Source organism: Pseudomonas sp. 5Ae-yellow (genome assembly GCF_014077575.1).
GTDB classification, from domain to species: Bacteria; Pseudomonadota; Gammaproteobacteria; order Pseudomonadales; family Pseudomonadaceae; genus Halopseudomonas; species Halopseudomonas neustonica.
In genome coordinates, this window is sequence record NZ_JACGWE010000029.1 from 1 (window position 1) to 17,801 (window position 17,801).

Genomic DNA, 17,801 nt, shown 5'->3' on the forward strand with positions numbered 1-17,801 from the left:
TTCTGGAAGGCATGAACAACAAGATCAAGGTCATCAAACGAATGGCTTACGGTTACCGGGATAACAACTACTTCTTCTTGAAAATCAAAGCAGCGTTTCCCGGTAAAATGCGATGAACCTTTTTTATCGCTATCTGGTTTCTCATCGGTAGCGTTTTGTTTCTTTTTCCGTCACATGAAAAGCTCGCCGTTGTACTGTTCATTATTGGTAGTGCGCAATTCTTGATTCGCCCAAGCATACGTCTGATCAGTCATATTCACCTACAACGTAGAAGCGCCAGCAACTGGGAGAATTGAGCTACAGCGGCAATTACGGGCCTCACCAAGAACCTATCCTAGGCCAGTCAACATGGACAGAAAGGTCAAGTTACGGCATTATGCCCCGCTCAAAAACCCTGTTTCCCGCAAGGTTATGCACCCTGACAAGGTAATTTCATGAGCGATTTGCCCAACTGCCCCAACTGCGATTCTTCCTTCACCTACGAAGATGGCCTGATGTTCGTATGCCCGGAGTGCGCGCACGAATGGCCACAGCAAGCAGCTGAAGAAGAAAGCGCCGGCAGCGGCATCACCGACGCCAATGGCAACCCGCTGGCCGACGGCGATTCAGTAACGGTCATCAAGGATCTCAAGGTCAAGGGCTCGTCACTGGTCGTGAAGGTAGGGACCAAGGTGAAAAATATTCGCCTGGTTGACGGCGATCACGATATCGACTGCAAGATTGATGGTGTAGGCGCCATGAAGCTGAAATCAGAGTTCGTTAAAAAGTCCTGATTCTCAGGCCGGGCGGCCTATTGCTGCATTCCTCCAGAGCCGCCCGCCCCGCTTCATCACTGCTCGCCGCTTCCTTCAACGCTTGAATGCGACGTACTGTCGGTGCGGGTTAGGACCGCGCCAAATAAAACCTTCAAAATAATAATGTAGAAACGACAGGGTCAGAATCAGGATATTGATCCAGGCGAAATGCTGATAACTGTTTAATGCATAGGCGACCAGCAGCGAACTCACTGGCAACACAATGAAAGGCGACCAGCCACTGGCATGAGTCAAGCGATAGCACCAACTGCCATCGCCTGCGCGGATACGGTTACGGTCGTGGGTGATATAGACGCTATACGCAGTCAGGTCATGAATGACCCGCGGAATCAGGATAACAAACAAGGTATAACCCACCTCGTTAATGACCAGCGCCGACACCAGCATGGCTGCATTGGCCCATAGATACCAACGTCCAACTCCCCGTTTTGCCAGGCGTGCCAGGCGCCATGACAACAATAGAACTCCGGCGCACAACCCGGCAGCCAGTAGCGACATCAGCTGGTAACCATTGATTCCCAGCAACGCCCAATCACCCAGAAAGCGCATACCGTAGACATTAATGTAAATTGCGAAGCCGGCCATAATTGCCAGCCACTTCCAGCAGGTAAAAAGGCGATCAGGACGCCTACCAAGCATCATCAGGGTCAATCCCAATTGCTGGGCCAGCACGTGATAGATAGTGTAGAAAGCGAGGAAGACAAAGAGCAGGTTATAGCTGAGCGGCTGCGGCCCAAAGTGGCCGGCAATGGCGATGAATAGAAACAGGCAGAAGGGCCACAGCAGCGTGCGACGGTAATACGACAGGTATTCCCCGTCTGCCATCGTTAGCATGCTGGCAATGATATGCGGCAACCCAAAAAGCACCGCCCAGATCGGCCAATCGTTGGGATCGTCCGGCAACACCTCGTTAAGCAGCCAACCATTCCACAGCAATACATCCAGCGCAACCAGCGCAATCGACAGCGGAATAACCGCGTAAAGTGCCAACAGCCAGCGGCAATCAATACTGTGTAGCGAATGTTCCATATAGGGGGCCAGCACTCAAGTGGTTATAACCATCACTTGAGCACAGGCTATTTACCGCGCATATCACCCGAATCAGTGAAGCTTAACCAATACGCCCGGTTGCCAGCCAAGCCACGATCAGACTTAAGATAACCACGATACTGAGCGGTTTACGCAGCGCAGGATACCACACCGGTGCCAGACCATGCCGTACAGCCCATAGATCAGCAAAATACAAGGTCGCAAAGGCGACGAAAAACACCGGCAAAGCCAGGTTAATCGGCAAACTCAATCCCACCCACCCCAGCAGCGGCGGCACAACCGATAACGCCAGCTGGATCGGCGCCTTACTGCTGTGCTCGTCCGCACGCATCGCCAACCCCCAGTGAATCGCGCCCATAAAAGCCAGAATCAACGCGGCATAGGCGAGCAACTCCTCCAATACCCGCTCACGCCATGCTTCCGGCGTCACCCATAAACCAAGGGCACCAGTGATAAAGGGAATCAAGCCAGCCAAGCCCAATCCGAGAGCCAGCTTCGGTGGCCGTGTCGCGCTGAAAGGATGCATGCCTACTCCATAGGTCCTGTTAACGCGCCAGCAAGACGCAAAGCTGAATTATAGGGGCTTATCGGAATGGGACAATGGCTGATCAGCCAGTAACTCACTAGCCGCCGCTGGTCGCTTGCGAGGCAACGCCTTTATCAACGCCTTTAACCGCGCTTGCAGGCGCTGCTGATCTTCACCAGAGCCAGAGCCAGAGGCAAGCGCGGCATAAGACTGCCGCACAAATTCATCGAAGAAGCCATCTATCGCACTACGTTGCCACGGCAAAGCCAATTGCAGACGTTGCTGCCAGTCCCGCGGGCCCTCACCCGGCAGTGCCTGCAAGCGCAGCCGTGCCAGTCGTTGATCCAAGCGCACCCAGGCGCGTTGCTGGGCACTACCACTCTGGCGTTGCGGGCGTAACCACCACAAGGCTTGCAACAGCATGATCGCGCCTGCGATTGCCAGCACAACCACACCGATCCGCTGCCAGTCTGTGGTACCCAGCCAGCGGCGGAACAGCCCCATCTGTTGCTCGCTCTTGAAATTCAGCACCCGCAACTGCCATTGATAGTTAATGTTATCCCAGGCCAGGCGCGCTTCATTGAGCCAGGCTACATCGCGGTACCGCGAGCCGGAAAGAAAGGCGTCCTGCAGGAAGCTACCTTCGCCTCGTACTGCTTCTTCCAGGCCCATTTCTATCCGCTCGGGTGCTACCTGGAAGGTAGGATCAACCGAAACCCAGCCACGCCCTTGCAGCCAAACCTCTACCCAGGCGTGGGCGTCAAACTGATGTACCAGAACATAGCTCCCGCGCGTATTGATCTCGCCGCCCTGATAGCCCGCAACAACCCGCGCCGGTATACCCGCAGCGCGCAGAACAAAGGTCATGGCGCCCGCGTAGTGTTCACAGAAGCCGCGGCGAGTATCGAAGAGAAACTCGTCGTTACTGTGCTGCCCCAATGGGGTCGGGTTGAGCGTGTAAAAGAATGGCTGTTGATTGAAATAACCAAGCAGCGCCTGCACCAACTGCGCATCGTCGGCATGCTGCTGGCGGAGCTCCTGGGCCCACTTGCGCGCACGCGGATCACCTTGTTTGGGCAGCGCCAGCTGTCGATCACGCTCCAGCTGGCTCAGTAGCTGCGGCTGTAATGCTGCGCTCGGGTAAGACCGAGCAGCGTAACCAAAGGTGCTATTCAGCGGTGCAATCGACCGCAGGGTGAAGTCTTGCATACGGCGCAGCGCAGGTTCTTCGGTGACCGCGCCAGCCAGACTGAACACCCAGTGTTGGCCACTCGCACCGGCAACCACGCGATAGTCAATAAACTCACCCGAGGTATCCAGCTCAGGTGCAGGCAGGTTATTAAGCAAGCGATCCTGCGACCAGCTACGCCCATCAAAACGGCTAAAGGTCATGGCTCGCCAGTAGAGCGTGCGAAGTGGCGGAATATCACCTTCGAAGCTGGCGCGAAATGCCAGCTCTGGCGAGCGCGCAAGATTGGCAATGTCGGCTGGTGACATGCTATCCGACAGGCCGGTGCGGGCCGTACCGCCCGGCATATTGACCGACCACAGCGGCTCCAGGCGCGGGAAGAAGATGAACAGCACCAGCAATAACGGGATAGCTTGCAACAGCATCACCCCCGCGCTGCGCAACGCGCGAATGGGGTCATTGCGACCCGAACTCTGCTGCAGACCAACCAGTGCAGCCACCAACACCAGCAAAGGAATGCACTGATACAGGGTTAACGGTATCCCTTGATCAAATAGAAAGGCCGTAGCCAGAATAAAAAAGCCAAGATAGACCACGACCAGGGCGTCGCGTGGGTTGCGCATTTCCAGTAACTTGAGCATGAACAGCAGCAGCAGAAACATGACCGTGGCATCCAGCCCGATCAAGGTGCCCTGTGCAAAGAACACCCCCAACAGGATCAACACCAGCGCCATGCTTTTGACCAGCGTCCCTGGATAACGCCAGCGCATGCGTTGAATTTGCACCCGCCAAAGCGCGCAGCCGATCCACATCAGCGCGACCCACCAGGGCAGGCGCGGCAAATGCGGTAACAGCACGACTACCTGCGCCGTCAGCAGCCAGGCCAGACTGTTGCGCGGGATAAGCCCGGCGGCACTCATGCGTCCTCCTCCAGCCCATACAAGGCCAGGGCGCGCAGACAGACATCGCGGTGCGACTCACCCAATGCAGGCGCCAATCTGAGCCCCGGCAAAGCCAACCCATAGGGCCGCCCGGCTGCTTCCAACGTCAATATCCAGCCTGTTAGCATGCCCAGACGCTGCTCCAGATCGCTTCCGGCAGTCTGCTCCAGATCCAGCCACTGGCTCTGCTGCTGTGGCTCGGCAAAGATCTTGCTGTGCAGCCCCTGACCGCGCGAGTAGGCTCGCCAGTCCAGGCGTCGCCGCGAGTCTCCGGGACGATAGGCACGTAGTCCCTGAAAGTCATCCACTCCCTCGGCCAATGGCGCTTGCTGGGCCTCGTCCTGCCCCTTACCACTGCGATGCACAGGCAGCGGCGCCTTGATTGGGCGCGGATACACCAACACCCGCCAATTCAGATCAAGCAAACTCCAGGCAACGAAGCAACCCAAAGGGAAACGGGTTTCAATACGCAACCGCTCAGGCTGCAACCAGCCCCGTCGCGCCGTTGGGTAATAGAGCGTTGCGGCAGTCTCGCCGTCAGCAGGCACGTCCAGCTGCTGTGGCACGACCTGTGGCCAACTTAGTTTGAGCGCCTGTCGCTCGCGCCTTGGGCTCTGCAATAACAGCCCCAAGGGCACCTGCTCCCCGGCAAACACCGGACGTCCACCGGTGGCGCGTAAACTGATCCCCGCGAGATTGCGATAGCTATGATGCAGCACTACCCAGAACAGGCTGAGTAACAGGAAGGTTAGTCCGTACACCAGACTATTTTGGTAATTGATTGCCCCCACCAGCAAGATCGCCAGCAACAGCAAAAATCCCAAGCCTGCCCGGCTTGGCAAGATAAAGATGCGGCGGTGATCCAGGCTGATCTGCTGTGCCGCCGGAATGCGGCGCTTGAGCCAGCGCTGATGCAGTGCGCGGGCACGCACTCGCCAGGCCTTGCTCACACCGCAGGCACTTCGTTGAGCAGCCAAAGCGCCAGGCTATCACCGCCATGACCGGTCGGATCGCTGGCCGCGCGCAAACGATGGCTGACAACCGATGGCAAGACCGCCTGTACATCCTCCGGAATCACATAACTACGCTGCTCAAGCATGGCCCACGCGCGGGCAGCAGCCAGCAAACCAAGACTGGCGCGGGGCGACAGCCCCCAAGCACAGACATCACTGTTACGGGTGTGATTGACCAACCGCAGAATGTAATCCACCAGTGCCTCACTGGCGTTGACCTGCGGCACCAGGCTCTGCAATCGGCGCAACTCATCACGATTGAGCAGCGCCTCTACCCGATCCAGACGCACCCGGCGATCATCACCCAGCAACAGACTCTTTTCTGCCTTTTCACTCGGATAGCCCAATGAAAGGCGCATTAAAAAGCGATCCAGTTGTGATTCGGGCAGGGCAAAGGTGCCGCCCTGAGATACCGGATTCTGGGTGGCAATCACAAAGAACGGATCTGATAACGCACGCGTGGCGCCATCGACGGTAACCTGGCCTTCCTCCATCGCCTCCAGCAACGCGCTCTGGCTTTTGGGTGTCGCCCGGTTGATTTCATCCGCCAGCACCAACTCGGCAAAAATCGGCCCCGGGTGAAATACAAACTGACCTGTATTGCGGTCAAATACGGAGGTGCCAAGAATATCGCCCGGCAGCAAATCACTGGTGAACTGAATACGCTGGTAGCTCATGCCCATTACCGAGGCCAGTGCCTGCGACAAGGTGGTCTTGCCCATCCCCGGCAGATCCTCAATCAGCAAATGCCCTTTGGCCAGGATGCACGTCAAAGCCAGCTTGACCGCGCGGGATTTGCCCAGCAATACCTGATCGATCGAGTCCTGTGCCGCTTTCAACGCATCCTTCATGCTCACCTCTTCTCCGGGTTACTATCCCATGGTAGGTGTAAGCGTCGCGCCGTGAAAGCCAAATGCAATGGCTTGTAACAGCTTGCGCGTCGCCAACTCATTCAACAGCGAGGGTCTCAGCATGTTGCTCCGTCCGCTTTCTCTGCTACTGACTACTCTTTTGGCTGGCTGCTCGGCATTATCGCCCGTCAACTGGCTAGTACCCGATGAAGGATATGAGCAGCTTGAGACTCAAGCTTACGGCGACTTGCCGCGCCAGCAGCTCGACATCTATCTGCCACAGAAGCTGGCATCTCAAGCACCTGTAGTGGTGTTCTATTATGGCGGCAGCTGGCGCAATGGCGAGCGCGCCAGCTACCGCTTTGTCGCTCAGGCGTTGGCCAGCCGCGGCATCATTACGGTGATCCCCGACTATCGTTTATTCCCGGAGGTACGCTACCCGGACTTTCTGCGCGACAGTGCCAAGGCATTGGCCTGGGTAAAAGCCCATCAGACTGACTGGCAAGAGCAACCAGGACCGCTGTTTATCATGGGGCACAGCGCTGGAGCCTACAATGCAGCGATGCTCGCGTTGGACCCACGCTGGCTGAAGCAGCAAGACCTCAGTCCGGATATGCTGAGCGGCTGGATCGGTCTGGCTGGCCCCTATGACTTTCTTCCGATCCGTAACCCCGACGTACGACCGGTGTTCTATCACCCGGTCACACCGGTTGATTCACAGCCACTGTTTCACGCACAGCCAGGCAGCCCGCCGGCGCTGCTACTAGCGGGTAGCGAGGATGACCTGGTAGACCCAAAGCGCAATACCGAGCAACTTGCGCAGGCTCTGGCAGAACAGAAGGTCTCAGTAGACAGTGAGATATTAAGCGGGCTGGGGCATATAAAGATATTGCTTACACTGGCAGCGCCCTTTCAGGATTGGGCACCGGTGATTCAACGCATCAGCTGCTTCGTTGACACTCAGGCAGACGCTGCTAATGCCAGGCCTGCACCGAGAGACTGCCCGCCCAGCGGCCGGGGGGCCATGTAATACAAATCACCCGCACTGCTCTCGCTCGCAGGGTAAGTCCGTGGCGAGCGCCTGAGCTTTATCAGCCAGGCGCACAAGCCTATTCGGCTACCTGACTCACCTGCTGGTAAGCCTGCGTGCCCCAAAGCGGGACGGTTGAAAGGCTGTGTTTAAAGCTGCCTGATGTTTCTTTGGTGGAGTAAGAAAGATACATCAGCGTCTGATTGGCGGGATCAAAGATGCGTCGCACCTTCATGGTCTTGAAAAATACGCTCTTGGATTTACGAAAGACGATCTCACCTGAATCGCTGCGATCAATTTGCGCTATCATCTCTGGCGTAATCTCGCCCGTCTGGCGGCAGGATATGGCGCTATCGCTCGGATCAGAAAAGCTCAGGTTGGCTTCAACCGAAGCAATGTGACAGGTGACCCCGGTTACCACCGGATCGACCATCGAGTTGAGTTTGATGTCCTTGAGCGTAAACACCCCCAGTGATACATCACCTACTTCGTTATCAGAACAACCGGTAAGCAAAGCCAGTACACCGGCAGCCACGAGTAGCTTCTTCATTATCACTCCCTGTTTTAATCGTCAGATTTATTCCAGACATTTTTCAATTCCAGACATTGGAACAGGATGTCTTTTATAAGTTGCATACGTCGACAGCAGGCACGACAAGGGGCCCAATCAATCCGACTTTTGCCCCGTTCGCTGACGGCCCTTGTGCAACCTGAAATAAAAAAGCTGCGCTCCCGGAACACAGGAGCGCAGCTTTGTTTTTAGCCAGGTAGCGCTTACATGCTTAGCGCCATGCTAACACCCGCCATACTAATCAGCGCGCCCAGTACCTGAACCGCGCGCTGCCAGTGACGCGCCTGCAGCCACTGACCGCCGAGCAGACCCAAGCCGTGCAGCGCAGCCGTGGCAAATGCAAAACCAAGGGCATAAGTCGCTGCCCCTGCAGCGGCCGGCATCTCTGCACCATGTGCATAACCATGGAACAGGGCAAAGCCGCTGACCAGCAGCGCGGCTGGCACCGTAGCGCCGCTACGCGCAAAGATCAGCAACATGCCCAGCACAATCACCGAGGCGACAATGCCCAACTCAACGCCCGGCAGGTGCATGCCTGCGATCGCCACACTGCCACCCAGCACCATGATCGACACAAAGAGCACCGGCAGTAACCAGCGCGCAGTTCCACCCAGCTTGGCGGCACACAGACCGACAGCCACCATCGCCAACAGGTGATCCAGACCAAAAAGCGGATGGCTCAAACCGCTGACCAGGCCTGACGTGCCATGACCAGGGTGCGCGAACGCCATAGACGGCAAGAGTACCAGGCCGGCGGCAAAGGCGAGATTAGTACGAAGTGAAGACATGTCAGGCTCCTTGTTGGGTTTTGTCGGTGTCCGGCAGCGCCTTGAGCATGCCCTGGCGAACGATAAATTCAATGATATCTTCCACACCCTGACCACTTTTCAGGTTGGAGAAAACGAAAGGACGCTCACCGCGCATTTTTTTGGCATCACGATCCATTACCCCCAAATCGGCCCCCACCAGCGGCGCCAAATCGGTCTTGTTGATGATCAGCAGATCGGAACGGGTGATGCCCGGCCCCCCCTTGCGCGGAATCTTGTCACCAGCCGATACATCAATCACATAGAGCGTCAGGTCAGAGAGCTCGGGGCTGAAAGTGGCCGCCAGGTTGTCACCGCCACTTTCGACCAGCACCAGCTCCATTTCCGGATGCGTTTGCTGCAATTCGGCAATGGCGGCCAGGTTCATTGAGGCATCTTCGCGGATCGCGGTGTGCGGGCAGCCGCCGGTTTCCACCCCAAGAATGCGGTCTTCCGGCAATGCGTCATGGCGCAGCAGAAAGTCGGCGTCTTCGCGGGTATAAATGTCGTTGGTGATCACGCCCAGGTTGTAGTGCGGGTACAGGCGCTCGCACAGGATACGCACCAGGGCAGTCTTGCCGGACCCAACCGGTCCGCCGATGCCTACGCGCAAAGCAGGTCTGGTAGTCATGGATTAAAGCTCCTTATGATCGAAACAATCGGGTGTATTGGTGTTCATGCCGCGCACTGGCAAAGGCCAGCCCCGGCAAACCGGCGCCCAGCTCATCGCTTGGCAGATCGCGCGCTATTTCAATAACAGCGGGCAGGCTCGGCAAAATACGGTCAAGCAGCCGCTGGGCATCGGTCTGCCCCAGCGGAATCAATTTGGTTGCGGCGCCCACCTGATTTTCCAGCCAGCTCCAGAGCGCGCCTAGTGCTAGCGCATGGGCGCCGGTGTGCCAGTGCTGCCCTGCCATGGCCAGGCCGGTCATCAAGGCCAAGGGCTCGCCCGTTGGCCACTCCTGCGCCGCTGGCACGCCCAGCGAGCACATCAGCCGCAACAGAGCACCGCCCTGCTGACTGTCTTCCAGATAAAGTTCCGCTGTCTCGCGATTGGCCAGCAACCAGTCATTCCAGGAAAACAGCGCACCGTCATCAGCTCGTTCCAGCGCTTCGTACTGCCGCAGCAGCACCGGTATATCCAGCCGCGCCAGCGAATGCTCAAGCAGACCACCCAACCAGCCGGCGGCACTGTCGATGTCTGTCACCCAGCCCTGCTCGATGGCATATTCCAGACCTTGCGAATAGGCGTAACCACCAATCGGCAAAGCCGGACTGGCCAACTGCAATACCCGCAGCAGTGCCAGATCCGTCATGACTCTGGCCTCAGCCACGATCATGACCTGCCAGACGCAGGAAAGGTGCGGCGGGTGTGGCCACGCTGTGACTGTGGTTGTGATACGCGCCGGACTCTGGATTGAACGGCGCCTTCACCTGCTCTATCTCCAGGCCAAAGCCGCGCAGCATGGCATCGAGCACGTGATCACAGAGATAGCGCAACTCGTTGGCACGTACCTCCAACGCTACATGGCGGTTCCCCATGTGATAGGCGGCGCGGGCCAGCAACAGCGCATCATCGCAATGCACGCGCGAGAGCTGTTCTGGCGCAGCGCTGATCATCAATACGCTGCCGTCATTACACTGCAATCGCTCGCCCTGCGCCAATACCCGGCCACGCGGCAGAAACAGGCCCACTTCAAGGCCGCCTTCAGTCTCGGCGCGCAAGCGGCTGCGGGTGCGCAGTTCATACGTCAGCTCCAGCACATGATCGTGGCCGCCCTCGCCCTCTAGCCATTCATGACATTCCAGCATTAAGTCCTCCTAAAACATAAAATCCACAACAGACAACGCAACGCTACCTGATCAAAATAAGTAGTAGCGCTGCGCCAATGGCAAGTCAGTAGCCGGCTCGCACAGCAGCTCGACACCATCGGCCTTGACCACATAGGTCTGCGGATCAACGCTGATGTCTGGCTGATAGTCGTTGAGCTTCATGTCGGCCTTGCTGATGGTGCGGGTATTGCGTACCGCTTCCAGTCGGCGGCTCAAGCCCAGCTTGTCAGCGATACCAGCATCAATCGCCGCCTTGGACACAAAGGTCACGCAGGTACTGTCCATGCCTTTACCAAAAGCGCCGAACATCGGCCGGTAATGTACTGGCTGCGGGGTCGGGATCGAGGCATTGGGATCGCCCATGGGCGCTGCAGCAATAGAGCCACCCTTTAGAATGAGGCTGGGCTTGGTACCAAAAAACGCAGGTTTCCACAAAACCAGATCAGCCAGCTTGCCAACTTCGATCGACCCCACTACATCCGACAAGCCCATCGTGATCGCCGGGTTGATGGTGTACTTGGCGATATAGCGTTTGGCGCGCGCATTATCGGACCAGTCATCATCACCGTCGAGCGGGCCACGTTGCACCTTCATTTTGTGCGCAGTCTGCCAGGTACGGGTAATCACCTCACCAACGCGGCCCATAGCCTGAGAGTCCGACGAGATCATGCAGAAGGCGCCCAGGTCATGCAGGATGTCTTCGGCGGCGATCGTCTCGCGGCGGATGCGCGAGTCAGCGAAAGCCACATCTTCAGCGATCGCTGGGTCCAGGTGATGGCAGACCATCAGCATGTCCAGATGCTCGTCAACGGTATTGATGGTGTAAGGCCGCGTCGGGTTAGTCGACGATGGCAAGACGTTGGACTCACCACAGGCCTTGATGATATCCGGGGCGTGACCGCCGCCCGCGCCTTCAGTGTGATAGGTATGAATCACCCGGCCCTTGATAGCCGCCAGGGTATCTTCAACAAAGCCAGACTCGTTCAGGGTGTCAGTGTGAATAGCCACCTGCACGTCATAAACGTCGGCTACGCTCAGGCAACAGTCGATAGCCGCCGGTGTGGTACCCCAGTCCTCGTGCAACTTGAGACCCATCGCGCCAGCCTCAATCTGCTCTTCCAACGCGTCTGGCAGGCTGGCATTACCCTTGCCCAGAAAACCCAGGTTCATCGGAAAGCACTCAGCCGATTGCAACATCTTGCCGATGTGCCAGGCACCCGGCGTACAGGTGGTGGCATTGGTGCCGGTAGCCGGACCAGTACCACCGCCAATCATGGTGGTGACACCCGACATCAGCGCCTCTTCAATCTGCTGCGGGCAGATAAAGTGAATGTGCGCGTCAATACCACCGGCGGTAAGGATCATGCCTTCGCCGGCAATAATTTCGGTACAGGGCCCGATAATGATGTCGATACCGGGTTGAATGTCCGGGTTACCCGCTTTGCCGATGGCCTGAATGTTGCCATCCTTGAGCGCCACGTCGGCCTTGATTACACCCCACCAATCGAGAATCAGGGCATTGGTAATAACCGTATCCGGGGTATCCGTGCGGGTACGCTGGCTCTGGCCCATGCCATCACGAATCACCTTGCCGCCGCCAAATTTCACTTCCTCGCCGTAGCGGGTCATGTCCTTTTCTACGCTGATCCAGAGTTCGGTATCGCCCAGGCGTACCCGGTCTCCGGTCGTCGGGCCATACATTTCGGCATAGGCCTGTCTGCTGATTTCCATTTGTCGCTCCTGTCAAAACCCGGTTTCAGAGACTGCCCATGACATCGCCACGGAAGCCATATACCTTGCGCTCACCCGCCAGGGCGACCAGTTCCACTTCGCGGCTTTGGCCCGGCTCAAAACGGACCGCCGTGCCGGCGGCGATGTTCAGGCGAAAGCCACGCGCGGCGGTGCGGTCGAACTGCAGCGCCGGATTGGTCTCCGCAAAATGGTAATGCGAGCCCACCTGTACTGGCCGGTCACCGCTATTGGCAACGCTGATCACGATGGTTTCGCGACATTCATTGAGCTGCAATGAACCCGGCCGGGTCTGCACTTCTCCTGGAATCATGTCAGTTCTCCTCAGGGAATCGGGTTATGGACAGTGACCAACTTGGTGCCGTCCGGGAAGGTAGCTTCCACCTGCACCTCGGCCAGCAGCTCGGCAATACCGGGCATCACCTGCTCGCGAGTCAGCAACGTGCGGCCGTAGCTCATCATCTCGGCCACGCTGCGACCATCGCGAGCGCCCTCCATGATGGCGGCGCTGATATAGGCCATCGATTCGGGGTAATTCAGTTTCACCCCACGTGCCAACCGACGTTCAGCCAGCAAGGCTGCGGTAAACAGCAGGAGTTTGTCTTTTTCGCGCGGTGTCAGCTCCATGAAACGGGCTCCATTCAGGTATTCCAGATACGGGGTGGGCAGGCAGCGCGACCATTGATCAGCGGGCGCAGGTGCTGCCACAAACGAATAAACGTGTTACGTGCATGCTCAGCCTCTAGGCCGATATAGCGACCGATCAGCAAGCCGTTCCGCTGAGTCAGCGCTAACTGCGGATAATCCGCAAAGGTCTCGCGCAGATCATCCATCTGTTGGCGATCCAACTGCAGTGTAGCCAACCAGGTGCCACTGACACCGGCACCCGCCAGCCCCCAGCGTGCATCCAGCAGAGGCTCACCGCCAATAAAGTGATTACGCTCAATATAGATTGGACGACCATCGCGCCATACATCCAGCCGCTGCTCCACCGCGCCATGGCTAAAGCGCTCATCCGCCGCAGGGCGACCCAGGCAAAGCAGATCCCACGCGCAGCAACGAGCGTCGCCGCTCAGATCAATACGGGTGATCAGCTTGGCGTTACAACCTTCAAAGGCAATGGTGTCCTGCGGCAAGTACTCCAGGCTACTGCCGGCAGCCAGCGTAAAGCGGTTGTGCTGCACCTGAAAGGTGCCGTTGTCGCGCGCGCGGTAGCACTTGCCCGATGAAGGTGTGGTCAGCAAGGCATTCGCGCCCGGCTGCACATCCGCCTGCAGACGTAGCGTATCGCCACTGACCAAGCCACCGGGCGGATGCAGAATATATAAATGAGGGCAATCAATCCCTTCGGGGTAAAACGGGCGCTGTATGCGCAATGGTCCACGATGGCTCGTGTGCGCCAACTGAGTGCGCTCGCCGCTGCGGGTGAACCCCAGGCTCAATCCTGCCTGCCAGTTCAGCGCGCTGTCATGCTGCTCAAGGTGCCAGGCTACTGTCATCCGTGCTGTCCAACCGTGTAATGTGGCCAATTACAGAGCAAGTGCCATGCCAGCCAACCGCCCTGATATTTCGCGGCGTGCCCGACAAGGGGTCACGACACCATGCACCATAAAAGAACACTGACCATCTGGACAGCATTTCAGCGCACCATCATTGGGCATAATTTGAAACCTATTAGCCATTGTAACTGGCTGCCAATCTGGTAACGTCAGCTGACCAGCGTCCTGCTGGGCATGCCTTTTGTAATCTCACAACGGTTTGAATCAAACTCTAGAAAAGGAGTAGTGCCGCTCGCCATGAACAAATCCCCTGCCATCGTAATGACACGCTTGGATGTACAGCGCCTGGAAAAGGTGCTCGACAACATGCAGGCACCGCTGGACCTGCTCGAAGCACTCGAAGATGAAGTGCTGCGCGCCCGCGTGGTTAGCCACAAACGCATAGCCAGTGATGTGGTAACCATGAACTCCACGGTGCGCTTTATCGATGAGGCCAGCGAGCGCGAATTCGTGCTAACGCTCGTTTATCCCGAGCAAGCAGGACGACCAGGCACCATCTCTATTCTGGCGCCAGTCGGTATTGCGCTGCTAGGTTTGAAGGTAGGCCAGAGCATCAACTGGCAAGGTCCACAGGGTCGCCCGCTGAAGCTGAAGATCATGGATATTGTCTATCAGCCGGAAGCCAGCGGCGACTTTCACCTGTAGCCCGCAAAGGCGCCCGTCGCTATCAGCGGGCGCCGCTTCACAGCAGATTACTCCGCTGGATCGGGGCTGTCATGACTCAGCTCAAGACTCGCACGCTCGGTCCATTCTTCGCTTAACTCTGCTTTAACTGACACACCCAACTCTTTGAAATCATTAACCTGTTTCACCAGATTCGCACGACCACCCAATAGCTGATCCTTGGCTTTTCGGTAAGCGTCCGAGGCCTTATCCAGGCTCTTCTCGATGTTATCCATACTGCCCAGGAAGGTACGTAACTTGTCGTGAATTTTGCTTGCACGTTCGGCGAGTTCGGCGGTATGGCGATTCTGATCCTCAAAGCGCCAGAGCTGACGTACGATATTCAGGCTGGTCAGCAGCGTGGTCGGCGTGGCCACCAACACATTCTGTTCAATCGCTTTCTGGAACAGGGTTTCGTCCGCTTTCAGCGCCTCGACAAACGCCGACTCAATCGGGATGAACATAAACACCATTTCTGGTGCGTTGAGCCCCGGCAAATCAAAATAGTTACGATCCGACAATTCGCGAATACGCTGGCCGATGGCGTGCACATGCTCGCTCAGCGCGACTCGGCGCTCGGTATCATCTTCACTATTGATATAGCGCGTGTAGGCGTTCAGTGACACCTTGGCATCAATGATCAGATGCTTGTCCTGCGGCAGGTATACCAGCACGTCCGGTCGCTGACGCTGCCCTTCGCTATTGGTCATGCTGACTTCACGCTTGAAGTCGATCCCGGCGCGCAATCCCGAGCGCTCCAGCACATTCTCCAGAATCAGTTCACCCCAGTTGCCCTGGGTCTTCTTCTGCCCACGCAGCGCAGTACTGAGGTCATGCGCTTCCTGAGTGATCTGCAGGTTCAGATCCTTCAGGTGTTTGAGCTCGGCGGACAAGGTCGCCTGCTGCTGCACATCCTTATGGTGGATGTCTTCAACCTTGCTGCGGAACTGATCAATCTGCTCACGAAACGGCTTGAGCAGCGCGTCCAGTGATTGCTGGTTCTGCTGCGAAAACGCCTGGCCCTTGGCTTCAAATATCTTGCCGGCCAGTTGCTCGAATTCCATTTTCAGTTGATCGCGGCTGTCCTTGAGCAGTTGCTGCTGTTCACTGAAGTGCTGCTGGCGTTGCTCCAGGCTGCTTTGCAGGGTGGAGTGCTCCACCTTCAACTGCTCATGCTCGTGCTGCAGAGCATCCAGTCTTGCGCGCAGCTGATCGCGCTCAGTGCGCAGTTCATCGACCTGCCGACCCTGCTCGCGGCTCAGGGTTTGTGCGCGCTCAGCCTGCAACTGCCATTCCTGGCCCTGACTCTGCGCATTGCTCAGGCGCTCGGCCTGTTGCTGCAGCTGCTGCCGCAGGTCGTGCAGCGTCTCCTGCATATGCTCATTACGTGCCTGTAACCCACTGTGTTGTGTGTCCTGCTGGTGCAACTCCAGTTGCACTTCCTGCAACTGCTCACGCAGCAACGCCTGCTGCTGCTGGCTCTGCGCCAACTCGTCACGCAGGGCACTCTGACGGCGCAGCAATAACGCAGCGGTCAACGACCAGCCGAGCAGCAAGGCAATACAAATAAAAGGGTACAGATCAGGTAGGTCAGACAGGGGCATGCAGTTCTCCTTGGATTACCCTTATTATCCATGCCCCGCCGCCGCTTTAAAATGGCTGATCGCAGGCTTGGCTATTCACGCCAAGCCTGCGATGCATTTTGTGCGGCCAGTGACTACTTGCTACGCAAGGATCCCAGAATCCCGCGGACGATGGCCCGGCCCGCCTGCGTGCCCACTGAGCGCATGGCGCTGCGACCAAAGGAGCGAAACATGTCACTTAGCTCCTGACCGATCGACTTACCGGCACGCGGCTTGCGCGCCTGGCTCTGTGGTGTAATGCTCGGCTTCTCTTCAGACAGCGCTTTATCCGCTCTCTCCTGCAGTACCTCATAAGCTGACTCGCGATCCACCGTCTGATCATAAACACCCGCCAGCGGTGAGCCCTTGACCAGAGCCGCGCGCTCAGGCTCATCAATCGGGCCCATCTGACTATCGGGTGGGCGAATCAGCACCCGCTGCACTATGCTCGGTGTGCCCTTGGCGTCGAGCACCGACACCAGGGCTTCGCCTACACCCAGCGCAGTGATGACACTCTCGGTATCCAGCTCAGGGTTGGCGCGAAAGGTTTGCGCCGCAGCTCTCACGGCTTTCTGATCGCGCGGGGTAAAGGCGCGCAGCGCGTGCTGCACACGATTACCGAGTTGGCCGAGAATGTTATCGGGAATATCTAACGGGCTTTGGGTCACGAAGTAGACGCCCACACCCTTTGAGCGGATCAAGCGCACCACCTGTTCGATGCGGTCAACCAGCGCCTTGGGGGTGTCCTTGAACATCAAATGGGCTTCATCAAAAAACAGCACGAAGCGCGGTTTATCCGCATCCCCTACTTCAGGAAGCTGCTCGAACAATTCAGACAGCAACCACAGCAAAATGCAGGAGTAAGCCAGCGGGCTATCCTGATACAGCTTGGCCGCATGCAGCACATTAACCACACCCTGGCCGTGCTCGTCGGTCTGCAGAAAGTCATCCAGACTGATGGCCGGCTCGCCAAACAGCCGCTCGCCACCCTGCCCGTCCAGACGCAACAAGGAGCGCTGAATCGCACCCAGACTGGCAGCCGATACATTGCCGTATTTGGCGCCCAATGCAGCGCGCTGTTCGTGCAGATAAATCAGCATGGAGCGCAGATCTTTTAGATCCAGCAGCAGCCAGCCGTTGTCATCTGCCACGCGAAACAGAATATCGATGATGCCGCTCTGGGTTTCGTTGAGGTTCAGCAGGCGCGACAAAAGCACCGGACCCAGCTCCGCGATAGTCAGGCGGAGTGGATGGCCATGCTCACCGAATACATCCCAGAACACGGTCGGCGCGCCGCGCAGCGTCATGGTGCCCAAGCCCACCTTATCCGCCCGTTTCTGCAGTTTTTCACCCGGCTTTCCGGCCTTGGCGATACCGGAGAAATCGCCCTTGATATCCGGCACCAGCACTGGCACCCCCAGCTGTGAAAAGCTCTGCGCCAGCACCTGCAACGTAATGGTCTTGCCGGTGCCGGTCGCTCCGGCGATCAGGCCGTGACGGTTCGCCATACTCGGTTCAATGGCCACGCTGGCCACGTCATTGCCGCCAATCAGTAATGGCGGTACGTGCAATTCTGGCATCAG

At 57.5% G+C, this 17,801-nt stretch carries 21 protein-coding genes; 5 read left to right on the forward strand and 16 right to left on the reverse strand.

All coding sequences use genetic code 11. The features are described from left to right. From H4J77_RS14720 to H4J77_RS14730, 3 genes are all read left to right on the forward strand, one after another. On the forward strand, positions 1 to 116 hold a 116-nt coding region (locus tag H4J77_RS14720; protein WP_182249212.1), incomplete at its 5' end, for a transposase. Between the two features lie 15 nt (positions 117 to 131). Beyond that, entirely contained in the window at positions 132 to 296 is a 165-nt protein-coding gene (locus H4J77_RS14725; RefSeq protein ID WP_310734987.1) for a YrhK family protein, read from the forward strand. Positions 297 to 434: 138 nt separating this feature from the next. Beyond that, positions 435 to 773, forward strand: coding sequence for a zinc ribbon domain-containing protein YjdM (locus tag H4J77_RS14730; protein WP_123889451.1), 339 nt, complete (start codon positions 435 to 437; stop codon positions 771 to 773). A gap of 75 nt (positions 774 to 848) precedes the next feature. Here the strand turns inward: H4J77_RS14730 and H4J77_RS14735 are convergent, their stop codons facing one another. The 5 genes from H4J77_RS14735 to H4J77_RS14755 form a co-directional block, all read right to left on the reverse strand. Next, complete coding sequence (locus tag H4J77_RS14735) at positions 849 to 1,844, reverse strand: hypothetical protein (RefSeq protein WP_123889452.1); 996 nt, start codon at positions 1,842 to 1,844, stop codon at positions 849 to 851. An 82-nt stretch (positions 1,845 to 1,926) separates the two neighbouring features. Then, a complete protein-coding gene (locus H4J77_RS14740; protein WP_123889453.1) occupies positions 1,927 to 2,391 on the reverse strand; it encodes a DUF3429 domain-containing protein in 465 nt (154 codons plus the stop codon). Positions 2,392 to 2,439: 48 nt separating this feature from the next. Next, positions 2,440 to 4,500 carry a DUF3488 and DUF4129 domain-containing transglutaminase family protein gene (locus H4J77_RS14745; protein WP_123889454.1) on the reverse strand — a complete coding sequence of 687 codons (2,061 nt, stop codon included), beginning with the start codon at positions 4,498 to 4,500 and terminating at the stop codon, positions 2,440 to 2,442. Continuing rightward, positions 4,497 to 5,471, reverse strand: a complete 975-nt coding sequence (locus H4J77_RS14750) for a DUF58 domain-containing protein (protein WP_235869695.1) — start codon at positions 5,469 to 5,471, stop codon at positions 4,497 to 4,499. Before H4J77_RS14750 ends, H4J77_RS14745 begins: the two co-directional genes overlap by 4 nt. Beyond that, positions 5,468 to 6,385, reverse strand: a complete 918-nt coding sequence (locus H4J77_RS14755) for a MoxR family ATPase (protein WP_123889531.1) — start codon at positions 6,383 to 6,385, stop codon at positions 5,468 to 5,470. Before H4J77_RS14755 ends, H4J77_RS14750 begins: the two co-directional genes overlap by 4 nt. Before the next feature lie 67 nt (positions 6,386 to 6,452). On the opposite strand from H4J77_RS14755, the gene H4J77_RS14760 reads away from it, so the two are divergent. After that, complete coding sequence (locus tag H4J77_RS14760) at positions 6,453 to 7,415, forward strand: alpha/beta hydrolase (protein WP_259364874.1); 963 nt, start codon at positions 6,453 to 6,455, stop codon at positions 7,413 to 7,415. Positions 7,416 to 7,494: 79 nt separating this feature from the next. Here H4J77_RS14760 and H4J77_RS14765 read toward each other — a convergent pair whose 3' ends face one another. From H4J77_RS14765 to H4J77_RS14805, 9 genes are all read right to left on the reverse strand, one after another. Then, positions 7,495 to 7,965 carry a CreA family protein gene (locus H4J77_RS14765; protein WP_123889456.1) on the reverse strand — a complete coding sequence of 157 codons (471 nt, stop codon included), beginning with the start codon at positions 7,963 to 7,965 and terminating at the stop codon, positions 7,495 to 7,497. Between the two features lie 224 nt (positions 7,966 to 8,189). Then, positions 8,190 to 8,774, reverse strand: coding sequence for a HupE/UreJ family protein (locus H4J77_RS14770; protein WP_123889457.1), 585 nt, complete (start codon positions 8,772 to 8,774; stop codon positions 8,190 to 8,192). Between the two features lies 1 nt (position 8,775). Further along, positions 8,776 to 9,423: an urease accessory protein UreG gene (gene ureG, locus H4J77_RS14775; RefSeq protein WP_123889458.1), complete on the reverse strand. Its 648-nt coding sequence runs from the start codon at positions 9,421 to 9,423 to the stop codon at positions 8,776 to 8,778. 13 nt (positions 9,424 to 9,436) lie between these two features. Continuing rightward, a complete protein-coding gene (locus H4J77_RS14780) occupies positions 9,437 to 10,108 on the reverse strand; it encodes an urease accessory protein UreF (protein WP_123889532.1) in 672 nt (223 codons plus the stop codon). A 10-nt stretch (positions 10,109 to 10,118) separates the two neighbouring features. Further along, a complete protein-coding gene (ureE, locus tag H4J77_RS14785; RefSeq protein WP_182249214.1) occupies positions 10,119 to 10,604 on the reverse strand; it encodes an urease accessory protein UreE in 486 nt (161 codons plus the stop codon). Between the two features lie 51 nt (positions 10,605 to 10,655). Then, positions 10,656 to 12,356: an urease subunit alpha gene (ureC, locus tag H4J77_RS14790; RefSeq protein WP_123889460.1), complete on the reverse strand. Its 1,701-nt coding sequence runs from the start codon at positions 12,354 to 12,356 to the stop codon at positions 10,656 to 10,658. A gap of 25 nt (positions 12,357 to 12,381) precedes the next feature. Further along, positions 12,382 to 12,687 (reverse strand): urease subunit beta, encoded by a 306-nt coding sequence (locus tag H4J77_RS14795; RefSeq protein ID WP_182249216.1) that lies wholly within the window; start codon positions 12,685 to 12,687, stop codon positions 12,382 to 12,384. An 11-nt stretch (positions 12,688 to 12,698) separates the two neighbouring features. Beyond that, positions 12,699 to 13,001, reverse strand: coding sequence for an urease subunit gamma (ureA, locus tag H4J77_RS14800; RefSeq protein WP_123889462.1), 303 nt, complete (start codon positions 12,999 to 13,001; stop codon positions 12,699 to 12,701). 14 nt (positions 13,002 to 13,015) lie between these two features. Then, positions 13,016 to 13,873 carry an urease accessory protein UreD gene (locus tag H4J77_RS14805; protein WP_182249218.1) on the reverse strand — a complete coding sequence of 286 codons (858 nt, stop codon included), beginning with the start codon at positions 13,871 to 13,873 and terminating at the stop codon, positions 13,016 to 13,018. 297 nt (positions 13,874 to 14,170) lie between these two features. Between H4J77_RS14805 and rnk the strand changes: the two genes are divergently transcribed. Next, complete coding sequence (gene rnk, locus H4J77_RS14810) at positions 14,171 to 14,578, forward strand: nucleoside diphosphate kinase regulator (RefSeq protein ID WP_123889464.1); 408 nt, start codon at positions 14,171 to 14,173, stop codon at positions 14,576 to 14,578. 47 nt (positions 14,579 to 14,625) lie between these two features. On the opposite strand, the gene rmuC is transcribed toward rnk, so the two are convergent. Next, the gene (gene rmuC / locus H4J77_RS14815; protein ID WP_123889465.1) at positions 14,626 to 16,200 is read right to left on the reverse strand and encodes a DNA recombination protein RmuC; all 1,575 of its coding nucleotides are present in this window, start codon (positions 16,198 to 16,200) and stop codon (positions 14,626 to 14,628) included. A gap of 113 nt (positions 16,201 to 16,313) precedes the next feature. Beyond that, a complete protein-coding gene (locus tag H4J77_RS14820; RefSeq protein WP_182249220.1) occupies positions 16,314 to 17,798 on the reverse strand; it encodes a helicase HerA-like domain-containing protein in 1,485 nt (494 codons plus the stop codon). Positions 17,799 to 17,801 lie beyond the last annotated feature (3 nt).

Excerpts from the sequence above, each read along its gene's own strand:
- H4J77_RS14730 (WP_123889451.1), top strand. The coding sequence starts at position 435 with ATGAGCGATTTGCCCAACTGCCCCAACTGCGATTCTTCCTTCACCTAC.
- H4J77_RS14735 (WP_123889452.1), bottom strand. The coding sequence starts at position 1,844 with ATGGAACATTCGCTACACAGTATTGATTGCCGCTGGCTGTTGGCACTT.
- H4J77_RS14740 (WP_123889453.1), bottom strand. The coding sequence starts at position 2,391 with ATGCATCCTTTCAGCGCGACACGGCCACCGAAGCTGGCTCTCGGATTG.
- H4J77_RS14745 (WP_123889454.1), bottom strand. The coding sequence starts at position 4,500 with ATGAGTGCCGCCGGGCTTATCCCGCGCAACAGTCTGGCCTGGCTGCTG.
- H4J77_RS14755 (WP_123889531.1), bottom strand. The coding sequence starts at position 6,385 with ATGAAGGATGCGTTGAAAGCGGCACAGGACTCGATCGATCAGGTATTG.
- H4J77_RS14760 (WP_259364874.1), top strand. The coding sequence starts at position 6,453 with ATGGCTTGTAACAGCTTGCGCGTCGCCAACTCATTCAACAGCGAGGGT.
- H4J77_RS14765 (WP_123889456.1), bottom strand. The coding sequence starts at position 7,965 with ATGAAGAAGCTACTCGTGGCTGCCGGTGTACTGGCTTTGCTTACCGGT.
- H4J77_RS14770 (WP_123889457.1), bottom strand. The coding sequence starts at position 8,774 with ATGTCTTCACTTCGTACTAATCTCGCCTTTGCCGCCGGCCTGGTACTC.
- ureG (WP_123889458.1), bottom strand. The coding sequence starts at position 9,423 with ATGACTACCAGACCTGCTTTGCGCGTAGGCATCGGCGGACCGGTTGGG.
- H4J77_RS14780 (WP_123889532.1), bottom strand. The coding sequence starts at position 10,108 with ATGACGGATCTGGCACTGCTGCGGGTATTGCAGTTGGCCAGTCCGGCT.
- ureE (WP_182249214.1), bottom strand. The coding sequence starts at position 10,604 with ATGCTGGAATGTCATGAATGGCTAGAGGGCGAGGGCGGCCACGATCAT.
- ureC (WP_123889460.1), bottom strand. The coding sequence starts at position 12,356 with ATGGAAATCAGCAGACAGGCCTATGCCGAAATGTATGGCCCGACGACC.
- H4J77_RS14795 (WP_182249216.1), bottom strand. The coding sequence starts at position 12,687 with ATGATTCCAGGAGAAGTGCAGACCCGGCCGGGTTCATTGCAGCTCAAT.
- ureA (WP_123889462.1), bottom strand. The coding sequence starts at position 13,001 with ATGGAGCTGACACCGCGCGAAAAAGACAAACTCCTGCTGTTTACCGCA.
- H4J77_RS14805 (WP_182249218.1), bottom strand. The coding sequence starts at position 13,873 with ATGACAGTAGCCTGGCACCTTGAGCAGCATGACAGCGCGCTGAACTGG.
- rnk (WP_123889464.1), top strand. The coding sequence starts at position 14,171 with ATGAACAAATCCCCTGCCATCGTAATGACACGCTTGGATGTACAGCGC.
- rmuC (WP_123889465.1), bottom strand. The coding sequence starts at position 16,200 with ATGCCCCTGTCTGACCTACCTGATCTGTACCCTTTTATTTGTATTGCC.
- H4J77_RS14820 (WP_182249220.1), bottom strand. The coding sequence starts at position 17,798 with ATGCCAGAATTGCACGTACCGCCATTACTGATTGGCGGCAATGACGTG.